Here is a 20,130-nt window from a genome sequence, read left to right on the forward strand (position 1 = left end):
AGGGTGCCGGGGCATCCTCCATCTGGAGTCACCGTACCTCCGGGCGCGGATCCGCGGAGTGGAATTCGGCCCCAAAATAGAACGTGTTCCTATACCGTCGGGGTTGTGCAGAAAGAACAACGCCCCGCTGTGGCTGACTGGTTCACTGCGGACGACGGTGTGGTGCGGCTCAAGGGGAGCCGGTGCAAGGATTGCGGCACACCGTATTTCCCGCGGAACACGCTGGCCTGTCGCAACCCGCGCTGTGCCGGTGCGAAGGACGGCTCCGAGCTGGCCGAATACCTGTTTTCCACGCGTGGCCGGATCTGGTCGTACGCGGATGCCCGGTACAAGCCGCCCGCGCCCTATGTCTCGGCGGATCCGTTCGAGCCGTATGTCGTTGCGGCGGTGGAGCTCGAGGTCGAGCAGATGGTGATTCTCGGACAGGTGGTGCGCGGGTTCACCGTGGACGATCTGGCCGTGGGCATGCCGGTGGAATTGGCCGTGGGCACGCTGTACGAGGACGACGAGGCAGAGCACACGGTGTGGATGTGGAGGCCGGTCAATGACTGACACGAACGATCGGGACATCGCCGTCCTCGGCGCGGGCATGCACCCGTGGGGCAAGTGGGGGCGGAACTTCGTCGAGTACGGGCTGGTCGCGGCGCGGGCGGCGCTGGCCGATGCCGGGGTGGACCACCTCGATGTCGGGTACATCGCCGGCGCGGACACCATCCGCAACGGGTACCCCGGCTTCGTCGCGGGCGCGACTTTCGCTCAGGCACTGGGCTGGTCGGGTGCGCGGATCTCGAGCAGTTACGCCGCCTGCGCCTCGGGTGCGCAGGCCATTGCCAATGCGCGTGCGCAGATCCTGGCCGGACTGACCGATGTGGCGCTGGTGATCGGCGCCGACACCACCCCGAAGGGCTTCTTCCAGCCGGTCGGCGGTGAACGCCGCGATGATCCCGACTGGCTGCGCTTCCACCTGCTCGGCGCGACCAACCCGATCTACTTCGCGCTCTACGCCCGCCGCCGGATGGCGCTGCACGGTGCCACGCTCGAGGATTTCGCCGCCGTCAAGGTGAAGAACGCCCGCCACGGCCTGAACAACCCGTATGCCCGGTATCGCAAGGAGGTGGCGGCCGAGGAGGTCGCGGCCTCGGCCATCGTGTCGGATCCCCTGCGGCTGCTCGACATTTGCGCGACCAGTGACGGCGGCGCCGCGCTGGTGCTGACGTCGATGGACTACGCGCGCCGGCACGGCATCGCCGACCCGGTCCGCATCCGGGCGCTGTCGACGGTCACGCCGACCTTCCCGAAGACCGTCATCGATCTGCCGGATTTCGCCACCGATTCCGCGGTGGCCGTCGAGGCCCCGCCGCACGCGTTCCGCTCCGCCATCGCGCAGGCCGCGTACGAGGAGGCCGGGCTCGGGCCGGACGAACTGTCCTTCGCGGAGGTCTACGACCTGTCCACCGCGCTGGAGCTGGACTGGTACGAGGACATCGGGCTCTGCGAAACGGGCGGCGCCGAGGCGCTGTTGCGTAGTGGCGCAACCACATTGGGCGGCCGGGTCCCGGTGAACCCCAGTGGCGGCCTGGCCTGTTTCGGCGAGGCGATTCCAGCGCAGGCCATCGCCCAGATCTGCGAGCTCACCTGGCAGTTGCGTGGCCAGGCCGACGGTCGCCAGGTCGAGAATGCCCGCGCCGGAATCGCGGTGAACCAGGGTCTCTTCGGTCACGGCTCGGCGATCATCGCCACCCGCTGAGCCTCGGAGGCACCCGAGTCCACTCGTCGCACCCGACGCTGAACCGGCAGGTACCGCACGGTATCTGCCGGTTCTTTGTTCGAGGGCCGCCGCCTGGGTCGTTATCTGGGCGTCCGTCGCCGGCAACCGATGCCAGCGTTCTGCCAGCGACCGGACGCAGACTGCGGATCCCCTCTTCGAAAGGAATCACGCGGTGACACAGCAGGACCCGAAGATCCAGGCGATCAGCGACTTCTTCGAGGCATATGCGCGCTACGACTTGGACGGCATGAGGGCGGTACTCACCGACGACATCGCATGGACTATTCCCGGGCACCACGCGCTCTCCGGAACCAAGCACGGACTCGACGAGGTCCTGGCCTTCTTCGCCCAGCTGGCCAAGGCGGGCATGAAGGCCGAGACGTTCTTCCTCGAAGCCAACGCGGAATACGTCGTCGATATCCACCGCGGCTACTCGACCGAAGGCGAAGGCCAGGTCGACACCCTGTGGGCGCTGGTGTGGCACTTCAACTCCGACGGCAAAGTGGACCGCGTCGACAACCTGACCCTGGACCAGCACCAGATGGACACCTACATCTGGAAGAACTTCTCCCTCGCTCCACTGCCCACCCGCCTCGCGACCGACTGAGGTGGGGCGTTCTACCTGAAGGCGATCGTGAGCGAGCGGTGGATCAGTCGTCCCAAAGCTCCTGCCATCGCATCGGGAGCAGCTCCCCAAGCGTGACGAGCGCGCAGTCGAGGACCACGACGGTGTGCAGGTTCTCACAACAGCCTCGAACCGATTCCACGGCCCGCAAAGTCCCCGTCCACCGCGATCCCGTCCACCACGATCCCGGTTCCGGAGCCCGGAGACGCGAAACATACGCCGATCACCTGCCCGCCCATCAGCGCCGACACCACCAGGTCCGGACGCCAGGCCCAGCACCGGTCGACCCCCTCGGCGCCGAGCAGATACTCCACAGCCAGTCGCCGCGCAGCGTCCAACCCCGCCTCCGCAAGCCGCCCACAGACAATCATGATCACCTCCCTGCGGAGTGTCACCGATCCCCGGCCGGGATGCGCTGTTGCCCAGAGATATTCGGCAACAGCATGACGCCACTTCCGAGCATCCGACATCACACGAAAGTCCGCAATACGAATATCCTGGGCTGCAGTCGGTCTCGCCGCCAGATGCGTCGCGCCGGCCACCTCGGACCGCGCGGGTTGCGGCATAGGCGGACGCCTGGCGGCATGCGTGCGAAGGAGTGGGCGGGCGTCAGTTGACGGTGCCCATCCCGGGGCAGTAGATCTCGGCGGCTTCGACGAAGGCGGAGCCGGTCAGTTCGGCCAGGGCCAAGGCTTCGTCGAACTTGCGGAGGGCCTTGCGGACGTAGGGGCGATCGTCCCATTGGTCGCCCACCGCGGCGAGTGCTTCGACATTCTGGGACAGCCAGTTTCGCAAGGGCTGGATGTTCGAGGGTGCGGCGTAGCCGCCGATCGCGTAGTTGGAGGGAATGGTCCAGTTGGATTCCCAATCCAGCGACGGGAATTCGGCCGGGAAGGAACCGAACAACGGGGTGTTGTCGGACAGTGGCGGATAGCCGTTGGTTGTGGCTTGTTCGGCCAGTTCGGTGGGCCATACCCGGCCGCGCTCGATCCAGCCGGGAAGCAGCGCGGCGAGGAATTCGATCAGGACGAATTGGATATTGCCGGTCAGTGCGTCCGCGGCGGAGATCTCGTCGCCATCGCCATTGCGGATGGTCGGGCGGCCGGCGCGGACTGCGGACGTCGCTTCCCGCAGCAGGTCGAGCTTCCAGCGGAAGCCCTTGGCCAGGTTATGGTCGGCGGGCAGGGTGCCTGCCATGTCGGGCTCGACGTGTTTCGACAGGGCCGGATCGAGCAGGTCGATCTGACTGCGGGCCAGGTCGTCGACCTCGTCGAGAGCGGAATTGCAATAGCGCACAACGGTTTCGGCGACGGTCGCCGGATCGTCGGCGGTGACGAAGAACGGCCGACCCCAGAGGTAGAGGCCGCTATCGAAATCCCCGCTGCCGGATGTCTTCAGAACGCCCAGTCCCCACGCGTTCGCACGAAACCGAACCTTCGCCTGTCGCACGGCGTCGGCAATCAGATCGTCCAGATCATCGTCGCTGCCCCGACCGGCCAGAAACGGTATGACCCGTTCCTCGACCAGACGCATGTCCACAGGATGAAAGCTGATGTCATAACCCATATTTGGCCCCCATTAGCGATTGTGTACCGATCACCGTAGCGGCCGGGTCGGACAGGTTTGCGGTTCAGACCTCCCGCTCGGTTGCAAGCGCACGAAATTTGGCAGTATGCGCGTTGCCAACGGCTGGGCTCGCCTCGAGATGGGCTGAGGCCCGGTACTGTCCGCGCTGCCGGGTGAGTGCGTCGAACTGCGCGGGTCACGACATGTCGGGACGCTCAACGAGCATACGCTGACGACCAAATCTTCTGTTAGCCAACAATTTACCGTGCGTGTTGGGTTGATCCTGCTGTCGTGTTGCGTGATTCGAAACTATGATCGATTACATGGCCGAGTCCGCTGATGACATGCTTGCCGCCACCGAGGTGGTGGAGCGGCTCGAGGTGGTGCACTCGATGATTGCCGCGGCTCAAGCCGAGGAGATCGACCTGATGACACGGCTGTATCGGTTGCGGCGCGCGCAGCAACTCGCACTCGGGGTGGGGGCCTTGTATGCAGGGGAAGACGCGGCCACCGAGATCGGGATCGCCTTGCGGGTGTCGCAGCGCTCGGTCGACGGGTTGATCGGGGTGGGGTTGGGGTTGGCACACCGGTATCCAGTGACCCGGGCCGACTTTTCGGCGGGGCGCCTGGATCTGGCGCGGGTGCGCGCGATCAGCGACGTTCTCACCAACGCCTCCGACGATCTGGTTGCGGTGCTGGAGCCACGTATCGCGGCATACGCCGAAACTGCTGAGCCGCAAAGGGTGCGACGCACGCTGCGGCGCTGGCTGCTCGAGGCCGACCCGGCCGGGCAGGCCGCCCGCCGTAAGGCTGCCGAGGCCGACCGGTATGTGAAGGTCACTGCCGCTGACGACGGTACCGCGCAGGTGGAGGCGGTGCTTCCCGCCGCTGGAGGACAAGCCCTCTACGAGCGGTTGCGAGAGATGGCCGTCACCCAGTGCTGCGGCCGTGATCCGCGCACCACCAGCCAGCGCCGAGCCGATGCCTTGGTGGCCTTGGCCGACGGCAGCGGCCAACTCACCTGTCGGTGCGGGCACTCCGACTGCCCCCGCGCGGCGACCGCCGACCCACTGCGCTTGGCGCGTAAAGCGTTGGTGCAGGTGGGTGTTTCGGCTGAAACCCTGGCCGGGCTCCGCGACAATCCGGCACTGCTGGCCGGGTTCGGGGCCATCGACGCAGACCTGGCACGCCAGATCGCCCGCCACGCCCGCTTCACCATCATCACCGACACGGATAACGCCGCCAACGCCGTCGGCACCCTCGGTGCCGTCGGCACTGGCATCAACGCAGCCGCCGCCATTACTACCGTCGGCGCCGGCATCAACGCCAGCACTACCGTCGCCACCGGCACCAGCATGAACGCTGCCACCGGGACAAGCTCTGCCACCGGGACAAGCGTCGCCGCCGGCGCAAACTCCGCCACCTGCACAGGCTCCGGTGCGGACACCAGCGCCGTCAGAGGTGCTGACGCTCCCGTCGACCCGGCCACAATCGTCGAAAACCCCAGCGCCGATAGCGAACTGCGGTACCGCCCCGGTGCGCGTGTTGCCGCCCGAGTGCGGGCCCTGGACGGTGGCTGCCGCGCGCCCGGTTGTGCCGTGCCCGCCGCCGCCACCGATCTCGACCACCAAGACCGATTCGACCACGCGAACCCCGAAAATGGCGGCCGCACAGTCGAAGCCAATCTGGGTTGCCGGTGTCGTCGACATCACCGGCTCAAGACCCTGGCCGACAACGGGGTCAATGGCTGGCAGGTCGTCCATCACCCCTACCGGACTGTCGAATGGCGCACGCCCACAGGCGGATCGGTGACCACCACGCCCGAGGGTGCGAAGTTCCTCTTCCCGGGCCTGCCGGTGCCACCGCTCAGCGCCACCGGCGTCCCCGACGCCGAACCCGTACAGCCGCTGATCGATCCGGGCCCGGTGACCAACGCGATGACCGAACTGGTGCACGTCTATTGCACACCTACCCAGCGACGGAAAGCGCGAACTCGCATCCGCGCCCGCCGCACAGCCACCGTCATCTCCTCGCTCACCCTCGGGGCTACCGCGCTCGATGACGATCCGCCCTTCTGACCCGCATGGGCTGTAGCTGGAGCTGCTAGGTCACGGCGATCGCGGTGAGCACATGGACAACGCACGCAAACAATGGTCCGGCAACCATTGCACTTCTCTACGTCCTGCGCCGATCACCGCGTCTCCCGCCTGGGCGAGCGCCGCGGCAGCGCTCATCACGGATCATGTGATGCCCGAACGCATCCTGGCCGCCGCGGGCATCACCGCCCCCACCGGCGAAGACCACCGCTTGGCCCGTCTGCTCGAGCAGTGCGTCTACGGCATCCTCACCTGGACCACCGCCGGCCGCCTCACCGCCGACGAGGCCCTTGCCGACGTCCAGTGCGCCTGCGAACTCCTCCTGGCCCCGTGGCGGTCGACCCCCTGAAAGTCGGGGCACACTCAAATATTGAAATCATCACGTTTCACTCGTTCCGAACGGTAGCGTTCGGCGACCCCGGACCTCGGGACCCGAACCAGGAGAACGATGACCACGCATACCCATCCCGGCCGCCGAATCGGCTGGGGCATAACCGGGCTGGCCGCGACGGTGGCCGTCATCACGACCGGCGCGCCCGCCGCATCCGCCGATATGATCGGTTTCCATATCGATTCCGCTGATCAAACCTATTACGTCGGAACCAATTACGGCATCAGCGTAACGATCATCAATTCCACCGTGACGAATTTCGTGAGCTTCTACGACAACAGCCAGTGCATCGGGGGCAGTCGCGCGTACGGCAATCCGGAGATCCCGCTCGCCCCGGTCGCGAGTGTGAACTGGATCCCGTCGACGGCCGGCCGCCACGTCATCACAGCCAATGACGGCAAGACCACGCAGACGCTCACGCTGGACATCCAGCCCGCCCCTGCCGGATCCACACCGGCCAAACCGGTACCCCCGCCCGCGGGCTGCAGCCAGTTGGATCGGCTGCTCAACACTGGCAGCTCCTAGGTCACTAGTTGCGTGTCGCAACGCTCGGCTGTCACGCACGTGCCGCTCTCTCGGGCCGGCACCTAGCCTTCAGTGTGTGCGATTCCCTCGGCCGAGCCGGATCCAGTCGAGCTCGACAACACATCGCAGGTTGCTTCGCTGAATCATTGTGGAGCACCGAACTTTTGGCGGTCTAGGTGGCTTCGTCCAGCAGTGCGCGCAATGCCGAGTCGCCGATCTGTCGCAGCTCGTCGTGGCCGCGCCCCGCCGCGGCCTGGACGGCGATGCCGTCGGAGATCGTGTGGACGAGTGCGGCCAGGGTGGCCGGTTCATGGCTCGACGGCAGGTCGGTGGCCTGCTCGAGCCGCCTGCGCAGCGCGGCTTCGGCGGCTTTTCGTACGGTGGTGGCCGCCTGGCGTACGGCGTGTGCGTCGGGTCCTGAGGCTTGAACGGTCTTGACGCACAGGCAACCATGGGGCGTGTTCTCGCCTGCGGTCAGGTCGGCGGCCCCGTGGATCAGCCGCTCGATCGCCTCGCGGCCGGTGGGCGCGTCCAGCGCGTCGGCGGCGTAGGCGCCGGGGCCGTCGAGGTAGCGGGCGAGAACCTTGCCGAACAGTTCTTCCTTGTTGCCGAAGGTGGCATAGAGGCTGGGCTTGTTGATGCCCATCGCGGCGGTCAGGTCGGCCAGCGAGGTGCCCTCGTAACCGTTCCGCCAGAACACTTCCAGCGCGCGGTCGAGTGCGGTGTCTGCGTCGAATGCGCGTGGGCGTCCGCCGGGCATGCCGTCCTCCGTGCTCTGTCCCGTGTTTTTTACCTATCGGTACATTACCGCTTGCACGTGCGTGCCGTGCCACTTAGTTTCTTACCGAAAGGTACATAACTAAGGAGTGGGACATGATCCGAGTCGGAGTCGTCGGGGCCGGCGGGTGGGCGGACAGCTCACACCTACCCGCGCTCGCAGCGCTCGAGGAGTTCAACGTGACCGCGGTCGCGACCACCAACCAGGCCAGCGCGGACCGGGCGGCTGCCGCCCACGGCGCACGGCACGCCTTCGCCGACGCACGTGAACTCGCCGCGCACCCCGACGTCGACCTGGTCGTCGTCTCGGTGAAGGCCTCCGGCCATGCCGCCGTGATCAGGGCGGCACTCGACGCGGGCAAACACGTTGTGTCCGAGTGGCCATTGGGCGTCGACGCCGACGAAGCGCGCGAGTTGACCGAGGCCGCCACGACAGCCGGCGTCGTTCACGCGGTTGTCCTGCAGGGCCACCATTCCCCGAGCGCCCGCTTCGCCGCAGACCTGTTGGCAGACGGCCGGATCGGCAGGCTCGAATCGGTCGCGCTGCTGGCGGAAGGGGCTCCCTTCGGCGGCAGTCGAATATGGCCGAATCTGGTGTTCGGCCTGGATCCTTCGACGGGAACCAACATCCTGACCATCATGGCCGGTCATTTCCTGGCCGCACTCGAACGGGTCGCGGGCCCGCTGACCGAGGTCACCGCTCGACTCCCTCGCACGCACGACCGCGTTCTCATCGCGGGGACGGATCAAACCGTACCCAACGCCACGCCCAGCCACGTCCTGCTACACGGACTGCTGGCCGGCGGCGCCACCGCCTCCGTCGCCGTGCACGGCGGGAATGGGCCCGCCCGAGAAGGCTTCCACCTCGGGCTCGTCGGCAGCGACGGCACGTTGACCGCCACCCCAGCCCAGCCCGGGACATTCATCCACTGGGGCGACTGGAACATCCGGATCGACGACGAAGCCTTGGCCGTGCCCGACACCTATCGCACCGTCCCCGCCAGCGTCCGGTCCGGACCACCGGCCAACATCGCAGCCCTCTACCAGGAAGTCGCCCGAGCCATAGCCGAAGCCCGCCAACCACATCCCAGCTTCGAGTCAGCCCTGCGCCACCACCGGCTCCTCGCCGCCATCGAACAGTCCGCAGCCGATGGAATCGTCCGGCACATCTCGTAGCCGACACGCCGTCCGAGTACATTTCACCCGAACGCCCGTCTGGGGACGCCCTAGGCTCACGGAGTGCATCTGGAGCTGATCACGATCATCGTCGAGGAGTACGACTCCGCCATCGAGTTCTTCGTCGAGACACTTGGTTTCGATCTGATCGAGGACTCCCCGTCGCTCACCAATGATGGACGTCCCAAACGGTGGGTCGTCGTTCGCCCACCCGCCGCGACTACCGGAATCCTGCTTGCGCAAGCGGACGGGGACAGGCAGCGCGGCGCCGTCGGAGATCAGGTCGCTGGGCGAGTCGGGTTCTTTCTCCGGGTCGTCGACTTCGCGGGGACGTATCGCCGGATGGTCGGTGCCGGTGTGAAGTTCGTGACCGAGCCGCGCACCGAACCCTACGGTCAGGTTGCCGTCTTCCTCGACATCTCCGGAAACCGATGGGACCTGCTCGGGCCACCCGAACCCGACCGCGCGAATCGCGGCTGAGCAGGCGAAAGGATCGCGGCGCTCAACCCTCGAACAGTTCTTCCACCGCGGCGGCGATGGTATTCGGTTCCAGCGCATCGACTATCGCGTCCGGTGAGTGCTCGGGGCGTCGCCGATGTCCACCACGCGGGCGGGATCGAGCGCCTCGCCGTATGTATTCGGACGTCCCAGACGATCAGTCCCGTGCGCTCCACGCTCATGCGATGGAGCGGTGACAGTGGTGGAGGCGGACTATCCGGTGGTCGGGGCCGGTGCCGCAGGGATGGCGGACCGGGTCAGGGGAGGACGTTCGGGATCAGTTGCGGGGCCTGCTCGGCCACCCAGGATCCGATGAAAGAGCCTGCGTAGTAGCCGATGTAGGTGCCCGCCACGCCGCCGATGATGCCGCCGCCGATCGCGCCGATGGGCAGGGCCACGCCGGCGGTGAGGGCGGTGGCGAGGGCGCTGCCCGCGGTGCCGCCGAGGATCGCGCCGGAGATGCCACCGAGGATCTGGCCCGCTGTCTGGCCGATGTAGGTGCCGTTCTCGATGGGGCTCGCGATCGGAGCCGCCGTGGCGATCGGGGCGGCGGACGGAATGGGCTGGGGCGCAACGGGTTCGAGGGCATCGACGACCGGGGCGGAGGTGGCGGCGTCGGGGACGAAGGCCACCGGCGCGGACGGCTGGGTGGCCGCGGCGAGCGCGATCGGCTCGGCGGCCGGGCTGTCGGTTGCCACGTCCGCGGCGGTGTTCACCATCGCGGTGGGCTCGATGACCCGAGGGGCGGCGGGCTCGGCCGCGGCCGTCCCGATCCCGGCGACGCCGACCGCGGCGGGGACGACCACGGCTACCGGAAGTCCGCGCAGCACTCTGCTGGGCTTGCTCACCGCACGATGCCGACCTGCCATGTCTATCCGCCTTTCCAAGCGTCTGCTGTCACACCCCCATCGTCGGCGGCCGGCAGGGCACAACACGAATGTGGCCGGCTTCCCAAAATGCGCTGGCGGCTATGGGTATTCGTCGAGGGCAACGACTCCGCGTCAGGGGCGTGCCGCCGGAACCACGGTCTTCACGGCTCGGAATCGCAGGGCACGCGCCTCGGCGATCTATTCGCAAATCAGTGTTATCCACGCGGGCCGATCGAGCGTCGGGCGAGGTCGGCATACCAAACGGTCCAAAACGCTCATCTGAATTGCCAATATTTCATATGCTCTGGCGCGCGGAGCAGGGGAAGACTGCACCTGCTTCGCGACGTGGATAAGAGGAACAGCTTCATGAAACGAACCATTCTTGTGAGTGCGGTGGCCTGCGCTCTGTTCGGAGCGGGCATCGGGACGGCCGCGGCGGACGGGCTTCCGCTGACGGATGTCGACATCACGCCGGGCTCGGCAGCCGATCTGGGCAATGCCGTCGGCGCCGGGTCGGTCGATGTCGGTAGTGCGGCGGCGGCGCTCGGCAGCGCCTTCGGCGGCGGCTACGCGGGCGGGGTGCTCAGCAGCCTCTCCGCACAGCGCTGAGGCGCCCAGCGCAACGGCGAATCGGGCAGCGGGCGGTCGTCGTCGTGGCGACCGCCTCCTGTTCGGAACCCGGCCGCAGTGGATTGTCGGTCCGGGCCGATTGGATCCGGGGGTGCTGAATTCGATTGGTGTAGCCGCAGAATGATGAAGAGGTGCTTGCCGTTTCGCTCGAGCGGTTCCTGCACTGCTCGGATCAGGTGCATCGGGGCGTGGGGACGCTGGACGAACTGAAGCCGCACGCGGCCGCGCCACTGTGGTGGTTCTGGTGGGACTGACCTCGCGGGCTCCCGGCGCGACCTGGATCTCACATGCGGGTAGCCGCGGTTTGTGATACCGCGGGGCTGGCTAGCATCGGTGCACGTACGCATCGAGGCAACCCCGAGGATTTGTGTTGACTACCGACCATCTTGACCGCTGGAACGCTCACGAGGCTGCCGCGGAGGCGATGATTCCGATTATCGGCAAGCTGTATCGCGACAAGGGGGTGACGATCCTCCTGCACAGCCGGTCGCTGGTGAACAAATCGGTGATCAGCATTCTGCGGACGCACCGGTTCGCGCGGCAGATCGAGGGCGAGGAACTGTCGATCGACGAGACGCTGCCCTTCCTCGAGGTGCTCAGCGAGCTGGATCTGGGACCGAGCAAGATCGACCTCGGCCGCCTGGTCCACGCCTACCGCGGCGACGACCGCGGGCTGTCGATTCCCGAGTTCACCGCGACCGTGCTGGCGGAGGTGCTCGACGGGAACAAGGCCGAGGCGCCGGGGCCGCGGGACGTGGTGCTGTACGGCTTCGGCCGGATCGGCCGCCTGGTGGCCCGGTTGCTCATCGAGAAGGCCGGCTCCGGAAACGGGCTGAACCTGCGGGCCGTGGTGGTGCGTAAGGGTGGCGAGGAAGACCTGGTCAAGCGCGCGTCGCTGCTGCGCCGGGACTCGGTGCACGGGCAGTTCAACGGCACCATCAAGGTCGATGCCGAGAACAACACGATCATCGCCAACGGCAACGTGATCCGGTTCATCTACAGCGACTCCCCGGCGCAGATCGACTACACCGAGTACGGGATCAACGACGCGATCCTGATCGACAACACCGGCAAGTGGCGCGACCGCGCGGGCCTCGAGCAGCACCTGCGTCCCGGTATCGCGAAGGTCGTGCTGACCGCGCCCGGCAAGGGCGACGTACCGAACATCGTGCACGGCGTCAACCACCGCGACCAGGACGTGTCGCAGCAGATCTTCTCCTGCGCCTCCTGCACCACGAACGCGATCGTGCCGCCGCTGAAGGCGATGGACGACGAGTTCGGCATCGTGCGCGGGCACGTGGAGACGGTGCACTCGTTCACCAATGACCAGAACCTGCTGGACAACTTCCACAAGTCGGATCGCCGTGGCCGGTCCGCGCCGTTCAACCTGGTGCTGACCGAGACCGGCGCGCAGTCGGCGGTGAAGAAGGCCATGCCGGACTTCCAGGCCAAGATCACCGGCAGCTCGATTCGCGTTCCCACGCCGGATGTTTCGGTCGCGATCCTGAACCTGCAGCTGAAGCGGGAGACCACGAAGACCGAGGTGCTCGAGTATCTGCGGCAGGTGTCGCTGTCGGGTCCGCTGAGCCGCAATCTCGATTTCACCGCGGCCACCGATGTGGTGTCGAGTGACTTCATCGGGTCGCGGGCGGCGTCGATCGTGGATGCCAATGCCGCCATCGTGGATGGTGACACCGCGATCCTCTACCTCTGGTACGACAACGAATTCGGCTATTCGTGCCAGGTCGTGCGGACGGTGCAGTACATCTCGGGCATCGAGTACCCGACGTACCCGCGGCTGGGCGAGCAGGACCTCACCGAGGGTGTGCCCGTTGTGGCCGCGGCGGTGTAATTCCCGGTTGACGATGTGAACGGGGCCGGGCAGTCACACTGCCCGGCCCCGTTCACTTTTCGGGTCTAGCTCGATTTGACCGGCTGCCAGCACACCACGCGAGCGGGTTGCGGCGTGACGGTCGCCCCGGCGGGGATGGCGCACTGGTTGGGGTCGGTGGTGCCGTCGAAGCGGCCGCCGATCTGGACCGTGACGCCGGGCCCGGCCTTGCTGGCGCAGTCGACCGGGGTGATCTGGTTGACGTCGGCCTGCATCGAATAGCAGTCGCCCACCTTGACATTGGGGGCGAAGCACAGCGAGTGGTTGCCGTCGGTCAGCACGAAGTAGCCCGCGTCCCGGAGTTTGCCGTCCGGGCAGGTGGCGCCGTTGGTGACCGAGGCGGCCAGCTCGTAGACGGCGGTGTGGTCGTCACACGGGGTGGCGTGGATCTTGCCGATCTGGGCGCCGCGGTAGTCGCTGGCGGTCACGCAGTTGCCCACGGCGAGTTCGGGATCGTGGGTGGCGGTCGTGCCGGCGCCCTTGGTGACGGTGGCGAGGATGCCGAGCGCCAGGATCAGCACGCCCGCGACGGCGACGACGGTGCCGGTGTGTTTGGGCAGCCCGGCCGAGGCGGCCGCGTCGGCCGCGGGCCGCTTCGACCGATTGCGCAGGACGAGGCCCACCACCAGCAGGACCACGCCGGCCGCCGGGATCAGCAGGGTGCCGGCGGAGACGCCGGAGGAGTCGGCCGAGTCGGCCGCAAGGATCGCGGTCGACCCGATTTGACCAATGAACACTGTCTTTCAATTCCTTCCGGTCCGCTGACGGACACGGGCAGGAAGGTACCCCGAGGCGAGGACCGGTCGGGCTGTTTTGAAATGAACTCGTTCCGGAAATTTGTGTAGGCCCCCGTCAGACGAACCCGATGGGGGTGTGACGACACGGGCCGCGTCACCCGGTAGGTCGGGGTGACGCGGCCCGTGTGGGTTTCGTGTCGTCAGGGCTTCTGGTCGGCGGTGTCGGCGAGCCAGTTGTGGAGCCAGGCGGTGGCCGTGGTGCCGTCGGTGTCGACGACGTAGTGCGGGTAGGACTGGTGGACGCCGGAGGCCAGGAAATCCTGGACCTGGCGGAGCCATTGCTCGCTCGCGGGGTCGTCGGCCGGGGCGGACAGGATGGCGGCGCCGCCCTGCCAGAGGGCCTCGTTCAGAATGGATTGCAGGGTCATCGCGTAACTCGGGATCTGGACCGGATCCTGCGATGTCAGCTGGGTGAGCAGGCCGGCCGAGCGCCCGGCCAGATCGTCGTTGGGGACCGAGCAGTAGAGATCGCCCGCGGCGCAGAAGGTGCGGACCTTCGGGCTGAGCCAGCCGAAGCCGCCGGCGCGCGCTCCGCCCGCGCCGGTGCCGGGGACCTGCGGGCCGATCAGCGCATCGGTGGGGGAGCGGCGCGGGTCGGAGATCAGCCCGACCGCGGCCACCCGATCGGGCGGGACCACTCCCAGTCCGGTGCCGATCTCCGCGGCCAGGTCGCCCGCGGCGTCGGCGCCCTGGCTGTAGCCGATGAGCGCGAAACGCGTTGCGGCGCAGCGTGCCGCGGTCCCGGCGACCAGCGCCCGCGCGGCATTCACGGCGTCCCGTTTGGAGCTGCCGTAGACCTCGCCGTCCCAGGGGAAGGCGGTGGCGGGATAACTGACGTAGTCGGAGTGCACGGTGCTGGGCAGCCCGCGGGTGACCTGCGAGAGCATGCCCTGCTTCGGATCCTCGATGGAGGTCTCCCAGGTGCCGGGGACGGCTATGACGGAGAGGCTCGGGCAGTCGGCGGGCGCGGCCTGCCCGCTGGGCGCGCCGGTGACCGTCAGGATTCCGGTCGCGGCCGCCACGACGGCCGCGAGGGCGCCGCCGGCCACCCGGAATGTTCGCAGTGCTCGAAAGGACAAGGCCCACACCCTTTGTTCGAATCGTTCGGACGACTTTTCCACCGCAGGGTCGTGCTCGGTGCAACATACCAAAGGAACTCGTTGGTCCAGCCGCTGATCGCGCGGGAAACGCCGGTAACCGGACGGATCGGATATCTCGGACTTACCTTCGGGGAACCCCGGTTCGGCGTTGTTGCGCTCGAATTCGATTGCGCCGTATCAAGTTCGATGACGGCAATTCCTGGAATTGTGGAGACCGGCAGCACTGATATCGAAACCTGCCGGTGTGACACGTCGATCTCGAAATGCCATGGGTTTGCCGATTCGGGCCTTGCCCTCAGCGGATTGCCGGTGTTGTTGCGGGACACGACGGTGGAAATTGTGGCAGCATTCCGTCCTGGGCGTTGCCCCGGCCGCAATCTCGGAGTGTTGTCCGACGATACGGCGGGGGCGGGAAGGAAGCCGGGCGGCTATGACGGGCCGTGTAGGAAGTATCGACGAGAGGCAGGCGCTCGCGCTTCCCTCGTTCGGTGAACTGCTGCGCCGGTTGCGCGACGATCGGGGCGTTTCCCGGGAACGCCTGGCATTCGCGGCCGGAGTGAGCGCCAGCTATATCACGCAGCTGGAGAAGGGTGGGAAAGCCAAGCCGACCCGGGCGGTGGTGGACGCGCTGGTGCGGTGCCTGGAGTCGTGGAATCCATTGTCGGCCACGGAGCTTCGCTATCTCCACGATCTGGCGGGACTGGAGATCGGCGGTCATCCGACGGTCGCGGAGTTGCGGAAGTCGATCGACGCCGACGCCCTGCGGGTGCTCGCGATGCATCGGCCGAACCTGGCCGCGCTGTACGACACCCGCGGGAATGTGCTGGCCGGGAACGAAGATTGGGCGCAGGCGTTTCCCGGATTGCGCGAGGTCGGGAATCTCTACCGGTGGATGTTCGCCGATCCCATGGCCCGGGAGGTGATGGTCGATTGGGAATCCGATGTCCGGCAGTCGGTCGGCTGGCTGCGGGGGACCGTGGGGTCGGCCGCGGATCCCGGCGGATTCGCCGGGATTATGCGGGAGCTCGGCGCCTTTCCGGATTTCCGGCGATTCTGGGCCGCGGGCGACGTGGGATTCGCGCCGCCCGTGCACACCATGCGGCTGCGCGATCGGAGCACGGGCGCGGTGCGGAGCTTCCGGGTGCAGGTCGGCGTGCTGAACACCGAGCTCTATCCGGGCCACATCGTCGCGACGGTCGGGCTGGCCGTCTGAGGCGGCGCGGCGACTAGCCGGCCGGCCGGAGGATCACGACCGGAATCTCCCGTTCGGTCCAGGCCTGATAGGTGTCGAAATCGGCGTACGCCTCGACGAGCCGGGGCCACAGCCGGGCGCGCTGTTGCGGATCGGCGGTGACGGCGTGCACCGGGAACCGGTCGGCGCGGATCTGGATGTGGGTGTCCGGATCGGCGCACAGATTGCGGTACCACTGCGGGTGTTTGGGGAGCCCGCCCTGCGAGGCCACCACGATGGTGTCGGGCCCGTCGGTGATGTAGAGCAGCGGGACGGTGTAGACGGCACCCGTCTTGCGCCCGTGGTGTTCGAGCAGCAGGGTCGGCACCGGTTTGCGGAAACCGGCTCCGATGCGCCACTTTCCGCCGATGCGGCCGCCGGTGCGCCGGTAGATCCAGACCTGGGCCCGGCCGACACGCTTGAAGATCTTGGGCAGGACAGGGGAGTCGAGCTGCGGGGGCCGGGGCGGGGTGGTGGTCATGGGCTTCCTTTCGCGTCCACTGACCGTACAACCGCGGCGGTTCCACGCGAATACACCTCTACGAGGGGTAGCGGGATGGGAAACCCCGGGGCCTAGCCTGCCCCGGGGTTTCGGTGTCCGCCCATTTGCGGCACGCCGACACGTTTAAGAACGGGTTGAGTCTGAAGTTAACGTGACGCTCTGCGATTGAGCTACGGCCCATTGGTGGCTGAGCCGGCGGGAGTTGAACCCGCAACCTTCACGCTGACAATCCGTTCCCTCGATTCGGCGTTCGGCGGCGAATGCTGAAACTGGAGCGAGAGTGTGAGTTTGAGGGCGCGGTGCCTCTGCCAATTGGGCTATCCCGCCGTGGATGGCGGGAGGAGGACTCGAACCTCCACTGGGCCGCTGTGCCCGTCACAGGGAACTTCGGTTTCAGCTTGCGCTCCTTGCGCACTGCCGACTGTAGACGGCGCCGCGGCGGTCGGCCAAGCGATTATCCGCTCGCCGAGCGGGCCGGGGTTGACAGAAATATGTAGACCGGTCTAGTTTTTCCGCATGGGACAGAAGGGCGCCGAAACGCGAGACCGGCTGCTGGACGCTACGCAGGAGCTGGTCGAGGCCGGAGGGTACTTCGGCGCGGGGCTCAACCAGGTGATCGCGCTCAGTGGTGCGCCGCGCGGTTCGCTGTACTTCCACTTCCCCGGCGGTAAGGACCAGCTGGTGGGGGAGTCCGTGCGGCGGGCCGGCGGGGTGATGGGCGATTCCCTTGGGGCGCTTGCCGATTCCGAGTTGCCGGTGGCCGAATTCGTCGACCTGGTTTTACAGCAACTGGGGGACAGGCTGGAAACGTCGGAGTGGCGGAAGGGGTGTCCGGTCGCCACCGTGGCGCTCGAGACGGCCGCCGCCAATGACTCGATGCAGCAGGCGTGCTCGGAGGTCTACTCCTCGTGGGAGGAGACCCTGCGTGCGCGGCTGGCCGGGCAGCCCGGTGCTGATGACCTCGCAACCGCGATCCTCGCCCTGATCGAGGGTGCGCTGCTGCTGGCCAGGGCGCATCGCAGCCGGGAGCCGCTGAATCGGGTCGGCAGGCAGATCGCCGCCTGGCTGCGGTGAATGCGGGCCGGCGTGATCGCCGGCTCTCTTTTTGGCTCGAGAATATATAGACCGGTCTATTGGGAGTGGACATGGACGCAATCGTCTTCGGCGCAACCGGATTCATCGGCCGTTCGCTGGTCGCCGAGTTGCTCGGCAGGGGGCAACAGGTGGCGGCGGCGGTGCGGAACGACACCCTCACCCCGTGGCTCGTCGCCGAGGGTGTCGACATCGGTGGGCTGACGGTCGTCACCGCCGACATCACCGCACCGCTCACGGGGTTGCCCGAGGTGCGCGACGTGTACAACGCCGCGGCGCGGTACGCGTTCGGGCTCGACGTGCGAGAGGCGCGGGCTACCAATGTGATCGGGGCGATCAATGTGCTCGACTGGGCCGCGACCCTGCCCGGGCTGCGGCGGCTGGTGCATGTGAGCGGGTACCGGGTGAGTGCGCCGGACGGTGTGCCCGACTACGCCGGGCTGGGGGCGTACGAGGCATCGAAATTCGAGGGCGATCTCGCGGTCCGGAACCGGGCACGCGAGCGCGGCGTGCCGCTGACCATTGCCAACCCGAGCACCGTGATCGGGCCGGGGCAACATCTCGGGCTGGCCGGTCTGGTGCGGGATCTGTGGGAGGGGCGGCTGCCCGCGATCCCGGGTGGTCCGGAGGTTTTCGTGCCGATCGTCACGATCGACTACTTTGTTCGGTTCTTGGCGTGTATTCCCGAATCGCCTGCGGGCGAACATTATTGGGTGCTCGACGACGCCACGCCGCGACTGCCCGAACTGGTGAGTACGGTCGCCGACCAGATGGGGGTGCGGGCGCCACGGCGCAGCGTTCCCGTCGGTCTGCTCCGGCGCCTGCCGCGCAGGCTCACCGGAGCCGATCCCGAGACCCTGTCCTTCCTCTCGACCGACCGATATCCGACTGCTTCCGCCCGATCCTTGGCCGCCGCTACGGGTCTGGAGATGCCCGCCGCGGACGATGCGCTGCGGACGTGGGCCGACGACCTGGTCGCCGAACGCTTCGGCGCCACATCACCCTGGGTGCGCCCCTACGGTTTCCATACCGTGGCGGGCAGCCGGACCTGGATCGCCGGAGACAGGCACACCCCCGATCACGTGCTGCTGCACGGGCTTCCGATGAATGCCGATCTGTGGGCTCCGCTCGCCGCTCGGCTGCACGGTTCGGTCCTCGCGCCTGATCTGCCGGGTCTGGGCCGCTCGGCCGCCTCCGGCCGGCCGGTGGAGGTGTGGCTGGGGGAGGTGCTGAGCCAGGTCCGGACCCGGCCGGTGCTCGTCGCGCACTCGCTGGCGTGTGGGCCCGCACTGCGCTATGCCGTCGAGCATCCGGACCGCATCAGCAGGCTCGTTCTGATCTCACCGCCGTTCCTGCAGGCTCCCGGCCCGAAGTCGGCCCGCTCACCGCTGGCGGCGTCGGTCCTGCGGCGCATGTCCACCGACCGGCTCGCCGAGATGCTGGGGCTTCCCCAGGGTCCCGAGATCGACAGTGCCGCAGCGGATTTGCGCCGTCCCGGAGTCGCGCGGCGGGTAGTCGGGGCAATGCGGACCGTGCACGCCGAGCGGGCGCGGTCCCGGGAGCTGCTGGATCGGGTGAGTGTCCCGGTCGAGATCATCGTCGGGTCGGCCGATCCGCTGGTCGTGCCCGTCGACCATCCGGTGACCGAACTGCCCGGCGCCGGACACTATCCGCAGCTCACCCACCCGGCCCAGCTTGCCGGCCATCTCGAACCGGTCCCCGGCCCACTCCGCCGGTGACTCCGGCCGTGGACGGTGCGGGGATCAGCCGAACAGATATCCGAAGATCTCAGCGCCCAGCTTGCGCTGGGTGATCTCGGCATTGTTGGCCTCCTCGCGCGCGAACTTGACTGCGTGCTGGAGCTTTTCGACACGCTCGGTGAGTTCGTTGACGCGCTTGGCGGGCAGCGCGCCGGAGAACCTGATGGTGCGCCAGTAGCCGACCACCACATCCTCGTGATACACCTCGACCTGCGCCGGATGCTTCTCCGTCGCTTCGGCTTTCACGTGGTTGCGCGGAATCTTCTTGGTGCGCACCGTCTGTACCGGCTCGGTGGCGTAGCAGTCCGCGGCGGCATCGTATTCCCACGACTCCGCGGCATCCAGCACCGGCAGTTTGCGCACGAAGGTGTGCAGGTCCACCAGCTGCTTCTCCAGGAACAGCAGGTAGGTGATGGGCGCGCCCTGCACCAGGGTGCGGCCGTCCACCACCACATCGGCGGTGGCGGTGCAGTTCGCCCAGTCCTTGGTGGCCACCACGTCGAACAGTTTGGTCAGGATCTCCGCCGTGGTCTGCAGGACCTCCTCGGATCTCACCTGGACGCGCGTCGACTCGGGCGGCAGCTGCTCGCCCTCCTCGTCCTTGGGGCGGTAGGTGCGCGAAATACCGCTCAGCAGCGGGTTCTTGGCCAATTTGTGATGGGCCTCGGTGAGGTCGGAGAAGGTCCGGGACTTGATCCCTTTCTCGACGGCGACAATCTGATTCAAACGTGTCATTCCGGCACTGTATCGGTGCGCACGCGGCAGCGACCACCGGTTTTCGGCGGTCGCTGCCGTGGGTATCCGGCTTGGCGGACAAGCGGTTTCGGCTTGTCCGT

Annotated in this window: 21 protein-coding genes and 1 pseudogene; 14 read left to right on the forward strand and 8 right to left on the reverse strand. The window is 67.4% G+C overall.

Features of this window, described 5'->3' with window-relative positions; all coding sequences use genetic code 11:
* The first annotated feature begins 105 nt into the window (after positions 1-105).
* The 3 genes from ACFXN1_RS15025 to ACFXN1_RS15035 all read left to right on the forward strand — a co-directional run bounded on the left by ACFXN1_RS15025 (position 106) and on the right by ACFXN1_RS15035 (position 2,375).
* On the forward strand, positions 106-552 hold the full coding sequence (locus tag ACFXN1_RS15025) for an OB-fold domain-containing protein (protein ID WP_354838229.1): 447 nt from the start codon (positions 106-108) through the stop codon (positions 550-552).
* Positions 545-1,747, forward strand: coding sequence for a lipid-transfer protein (locus tag ACFXN1_RS15030; RefSeq protein ID WP_364615718.1), 1,203 nt, complete (start codon positions 545-547; stop codon positions 1,745-1,747). Before ACFXN1_RS15025 ends, ACFXN1_RS15030 begins: the two co-directional genes overlap by 8 nt.
* Before the next feature lie 193 nt (positions 1,748-1,940).
* The gene (locus ACFXN1_RS15035) at positions 1,941-2,375 is read left to right on the forward strand and encodes a nuclear transport factor 2 family protein (RefSeq protein ID WP_379439695.1); all 435 of its coding nucleotides are present in this window, start codon (positions 1,941-1,943) and stop codon (positions 2,373-2,375) included.
* Positions 2,376-2,509: 134 nt separating this feature from the next.
* Here ACFXN1_RS15035 and ACFXN1_RS15040 read toward each other — a convergent pair whose 3' ends face one another.
* Complete coding sequence (locus tag ACFXN1_RS15040) at positions 2,510-2,959, reverse strand: GNAT family N-acetyltransferase (RefSeq protein WP_379439694.1); 450 nt, start codon at positions 2,957-2,959, stop codon at positions 2,510-2,512.
* A gap of 43 nt (positions 2,960-3,002) precedes the next feature.
* Complete coding sequence (locus ACFXN1_RS15045) at positions 3,003-3,926, reverse strand: hypothetical protein (RefSeq protein WP_379439693.1); 924 nt, start codon at positions 3,924-3,926, stop codon at positions 3,003-3,005.
* Between the two features lie 356 nt (positions 3,927-4,282).
* Here ACFXN1_RS15045 and ACFXN1_RS15050 point away from each other — a divergent pair, with 356 nt between their 5' ends.
* From ACFXN1_RS15050 to ACFXN1_RS15060, 3 genes are all read left to right on the forward strand, one after another.
* Positions 4,283-6,037 carry a DUF222 domain-containing protein gene (locus tag ACFXN1_RS15050; RefSeq protein ID WP_379439692.1) on the forward strand — a complete coding sequence of 585 codons (1,755 nt, stop codon included), beginning with the start codon at positions 4,283-4,285 and terminating at the stop codon, positions 6,035-6,037.
* A gap of 52 nt (positions 6,038-6,089) precedes the next feature.
* The gene (locus ACFXN1_RS15055; protein ID WP_379439691.1) at positions 6,090-6,404 is read left to right on the forward strand and encodes a hypothetical protein; all 315 of its coding nucleotides are present in this window, start codon (positions 6,090-6,092) and stop codon (positions 6,402-6,404) included.
* Positions 6,405-6,503: 99 nt separating this feature from the next.
* A complete protein-coding gene (locus ACFXN1_RS15060) occupies positions 6,504-6,971 on the forward strand; it encodes a hypothetical protein (protein WP_379439690.1) in 468 nt (155 codons plus the stop codon).
* Between the two features lie 172 nt (positions 6,972-7,143).
* Here the strand turns inward: ACFXN1_RS15060 and ACFXN1_RS15065 are convergent, their stop codons facing one another.
* The gene (locus ACFXN1_RS15065; RefSeq protein ID WP_379439689.1) at positions 7,144-7,731 is read right to left on the reverse strand and encodes a TetR/AcrR family transcriptional regulator; all 588 of its coding nucleotides are present in this window, start codon (positions 7,729-7,731) and stop codon (positions 7,144-7,146) included.
* Positions 7,732-7,844: 113 nt separating this feature from the next.
* Here ACFXN1_RS15065 and ACFXN1_RS15070 point away from each other — a divergent pair, with 113 nt between their 5' ends.
* Both ACFXN1_RS15070 and ACFXN1_RS15075 read left to right on the forward strand, forming a co-directional pair.
* Positions 7,845-8,924 carry a Gfo/Idh/MocA family protein gene (locus ACFXN1_RS15070; RefSeq protein WP_379439688.1) on the forward strand — a complete coding sequence of 360 codons (1,080 nt, stop codon included), beginning with the start codon at positions 7,845-7,847 and terminating at the stop codon, positions 8,922-8,924.
* Positions 8,925-8,987: 63 nt separating this feature from the next.
* Positions 8,988-9,404, forward strand: a complete 417-nt coding sequence (locus ACFXN1_RS15075; protein ID WP_379439687.1) for a VOC family protein — start codon at positions 8,988-8,990, stop codon at positions 9,402-9,404.
* A gap of 275 nt (positions 9,405-9,679) precedes the next feature.
* Here ACFXN1_RS15075 and ACFXN1_RS15080 read toward each other — a convergent pair whose 3' ends face one another.
* Positions 9,680-10,291 carry a hypothetical protein gene (locus tag ACFXN1_RS15080; RefSeq protein ID WP_379399892.1) on the reverse strand — a complete coding sequence of 204 codons (612 nt, stop codon included), beginning with the start codon at positions 10,289-10,291 and terminating at the stop codon, positions 9,680-9,682.
* A 366-nt stretch (positions 10,292-10,657) separates the two neighbouring features.
* On the opposite strand from ACFXN1_RS15080, the gene ACFXN1_RS15085 reads away from it, so the two are divergent.
* The 3 genes and pseudogenes from ACFXN1_RS15085 to ACFXN1_RS15095 all read left to right on the forward strand — a co-directional run bounded on the left by ACFXN1_RS15085 (position 10,658) and on the right by ACFXN1_RS15095 (position 12,773).
* Complete coding sequence (locus ACFXN1_RS15085) at positions 10,658-10,900, forward strand: hypothetical protein (RefSeq protein WP_379399891.1); 243 nt, start codon at positions 10,658-10,660, stop codon at positions 10,898-10,900.
* A 146-nt stretch (positions 10,901-11,046) separates the two neighbouring features.
* Positions 11,047-11,175 (forward strand): annotated as a pseudogene (locus tag ACFXN1_RS15090) (hypothetical protein); the annotation flags it as partial.
* A 116-nt stretch (positions 11,176-11,291) separates the two neighbouring features.
* Positions 11,292-12,773 carry a glyceraldehyde-3-phosphate dehydrogenase gene (locus ACFXN1_RS15095; protein ID WP_379439686.1) on the forward strand — a complete coding sequence of 494 codons (1,482 nt, stop codon included), beginning with the start codon at positions 11,292-11,294 and terminating at the stop codon, positions 12,771-12,773.
* Between the two features lie 65 nt (positions 12,774-12,838).
* Here ACFXN1_RS15095 and ACFXN1_RS15100 read toward each other — a convergent pair whose 3' ends face one another.
* Positions 12,839-13,549, reverse strand: coding sequence for a hypothetical protein (locus ACFXN1_RS15100; protein ID WP_379399889.1), 711 nt, complete (start codon positions 13,547-13,549; stop codon positions 12,839-12,841).
* A gap of 200 nt (positions 13,550-13,749) precedes the next feature.
* Positions 13,750-14,688, reverse strand: coding sequence for a cutinase family protein (locus ACFXN1_RS15105; protein WP_379399888.1), 939 nt, complete (start codon positions 14,686-14,688; stop codon positions 13,750-13,752).
* A gap of 451 nt (positions 14,689-15,139) precedes the next feature.
* On the opposite strand from ACFXN1_RS15105, the gene ACFXN1_RS15110 reads away from it, so the two are divergent.
* Positions 15,140-15,922: a helix-turn-helix domain-containing protein gene (locus tag ACFXN1_RS15110; protein WP_379399887.1), complete on the forward strand. Its 783-nt coding sequence runs from the start codon at positions 15,140-15,142 to the stop codon at positions 15,920-15,922.
* Between the two features lie 13 nt (positions 15,923-15,935).
* Here ACFXN1_RS15110 and ACFXN1_RS15115 read toward each other — a convergent pair whose 3' ends face one another.
* Positions 15,936-16,421, reverse strand: a complete 486-nt coding sequence (locus tag ACFXN1_RS15115) for a nitroreductase family deazaflavin-dependent oxidoreductase (protein ID WP_379439685.1) — start codon at positions 16,419-16,421, stop codon at positions 15,936-15,938.
* A gap of 537 nt (positions 16,422-16,958) precedes the next feature.
* On the opposite strand from ACFXN1_RS15115, the gene ACFXN1_RS15120 reads away from it, so the two are divergent.
* Positions 16,959-17,516 carry a TetR/AcrR family transcriptional regulator gene (locus ACFXN1_RS15120; RefSeq protein WP_379439684.1) on the forward strand — a complete coding sequence of 186 codons (558 nt, stop codon included), beginning with the start codon at positions 16,959-16,961 and terminating at the stop codon, positions 17,514-17,516.
* 71 nt (positions 17,517-17,587) lie between these two features.
* The gene (locus ACFXN1_RS15125; RefSeq protein WP_379439683.1) at positions 17,588-19,273 is read left to right on the forward strand and encodes an alpha/beta fold hydrolase; all 1,686 of its coding nucleotides are present in this window, start codon (positions 17,588-17,590) and stop codon (positions 19,271-19,273) included.
* A 24-nt stretch (positions 19,274-19,297) separates the two neighbouring features.
* On the opposite strand, the gene ACFXN1_RS15130 is transcribed toward ACFXN1_RS15125, so the two are convergent.
* Positions 19,298-20,029: a hypothetical protein gene (locus ACFXN1_RS15130; RefSeq protein ID WP_379439682.1), complete on the reverse strand. Its 732-nt coding sequence runs from the start codon at positions 20,027-20,029 to the stop codon at positions 19,298-19,300.
* Positions 20,030-20,130 lie beyond the last annotated feature (101 nt).

Origin of the sequence: Nocardia sp. NPDC059154, from assembly GCF_042755705.1 — a bacterium.
In the GTDB taxonomy this organism is placed as follows: domain Bacteria; phylum Actinomycetota; class Actinomycetes; order Mycobacteriales; family Mycobacteriaceae; genus Nocardia.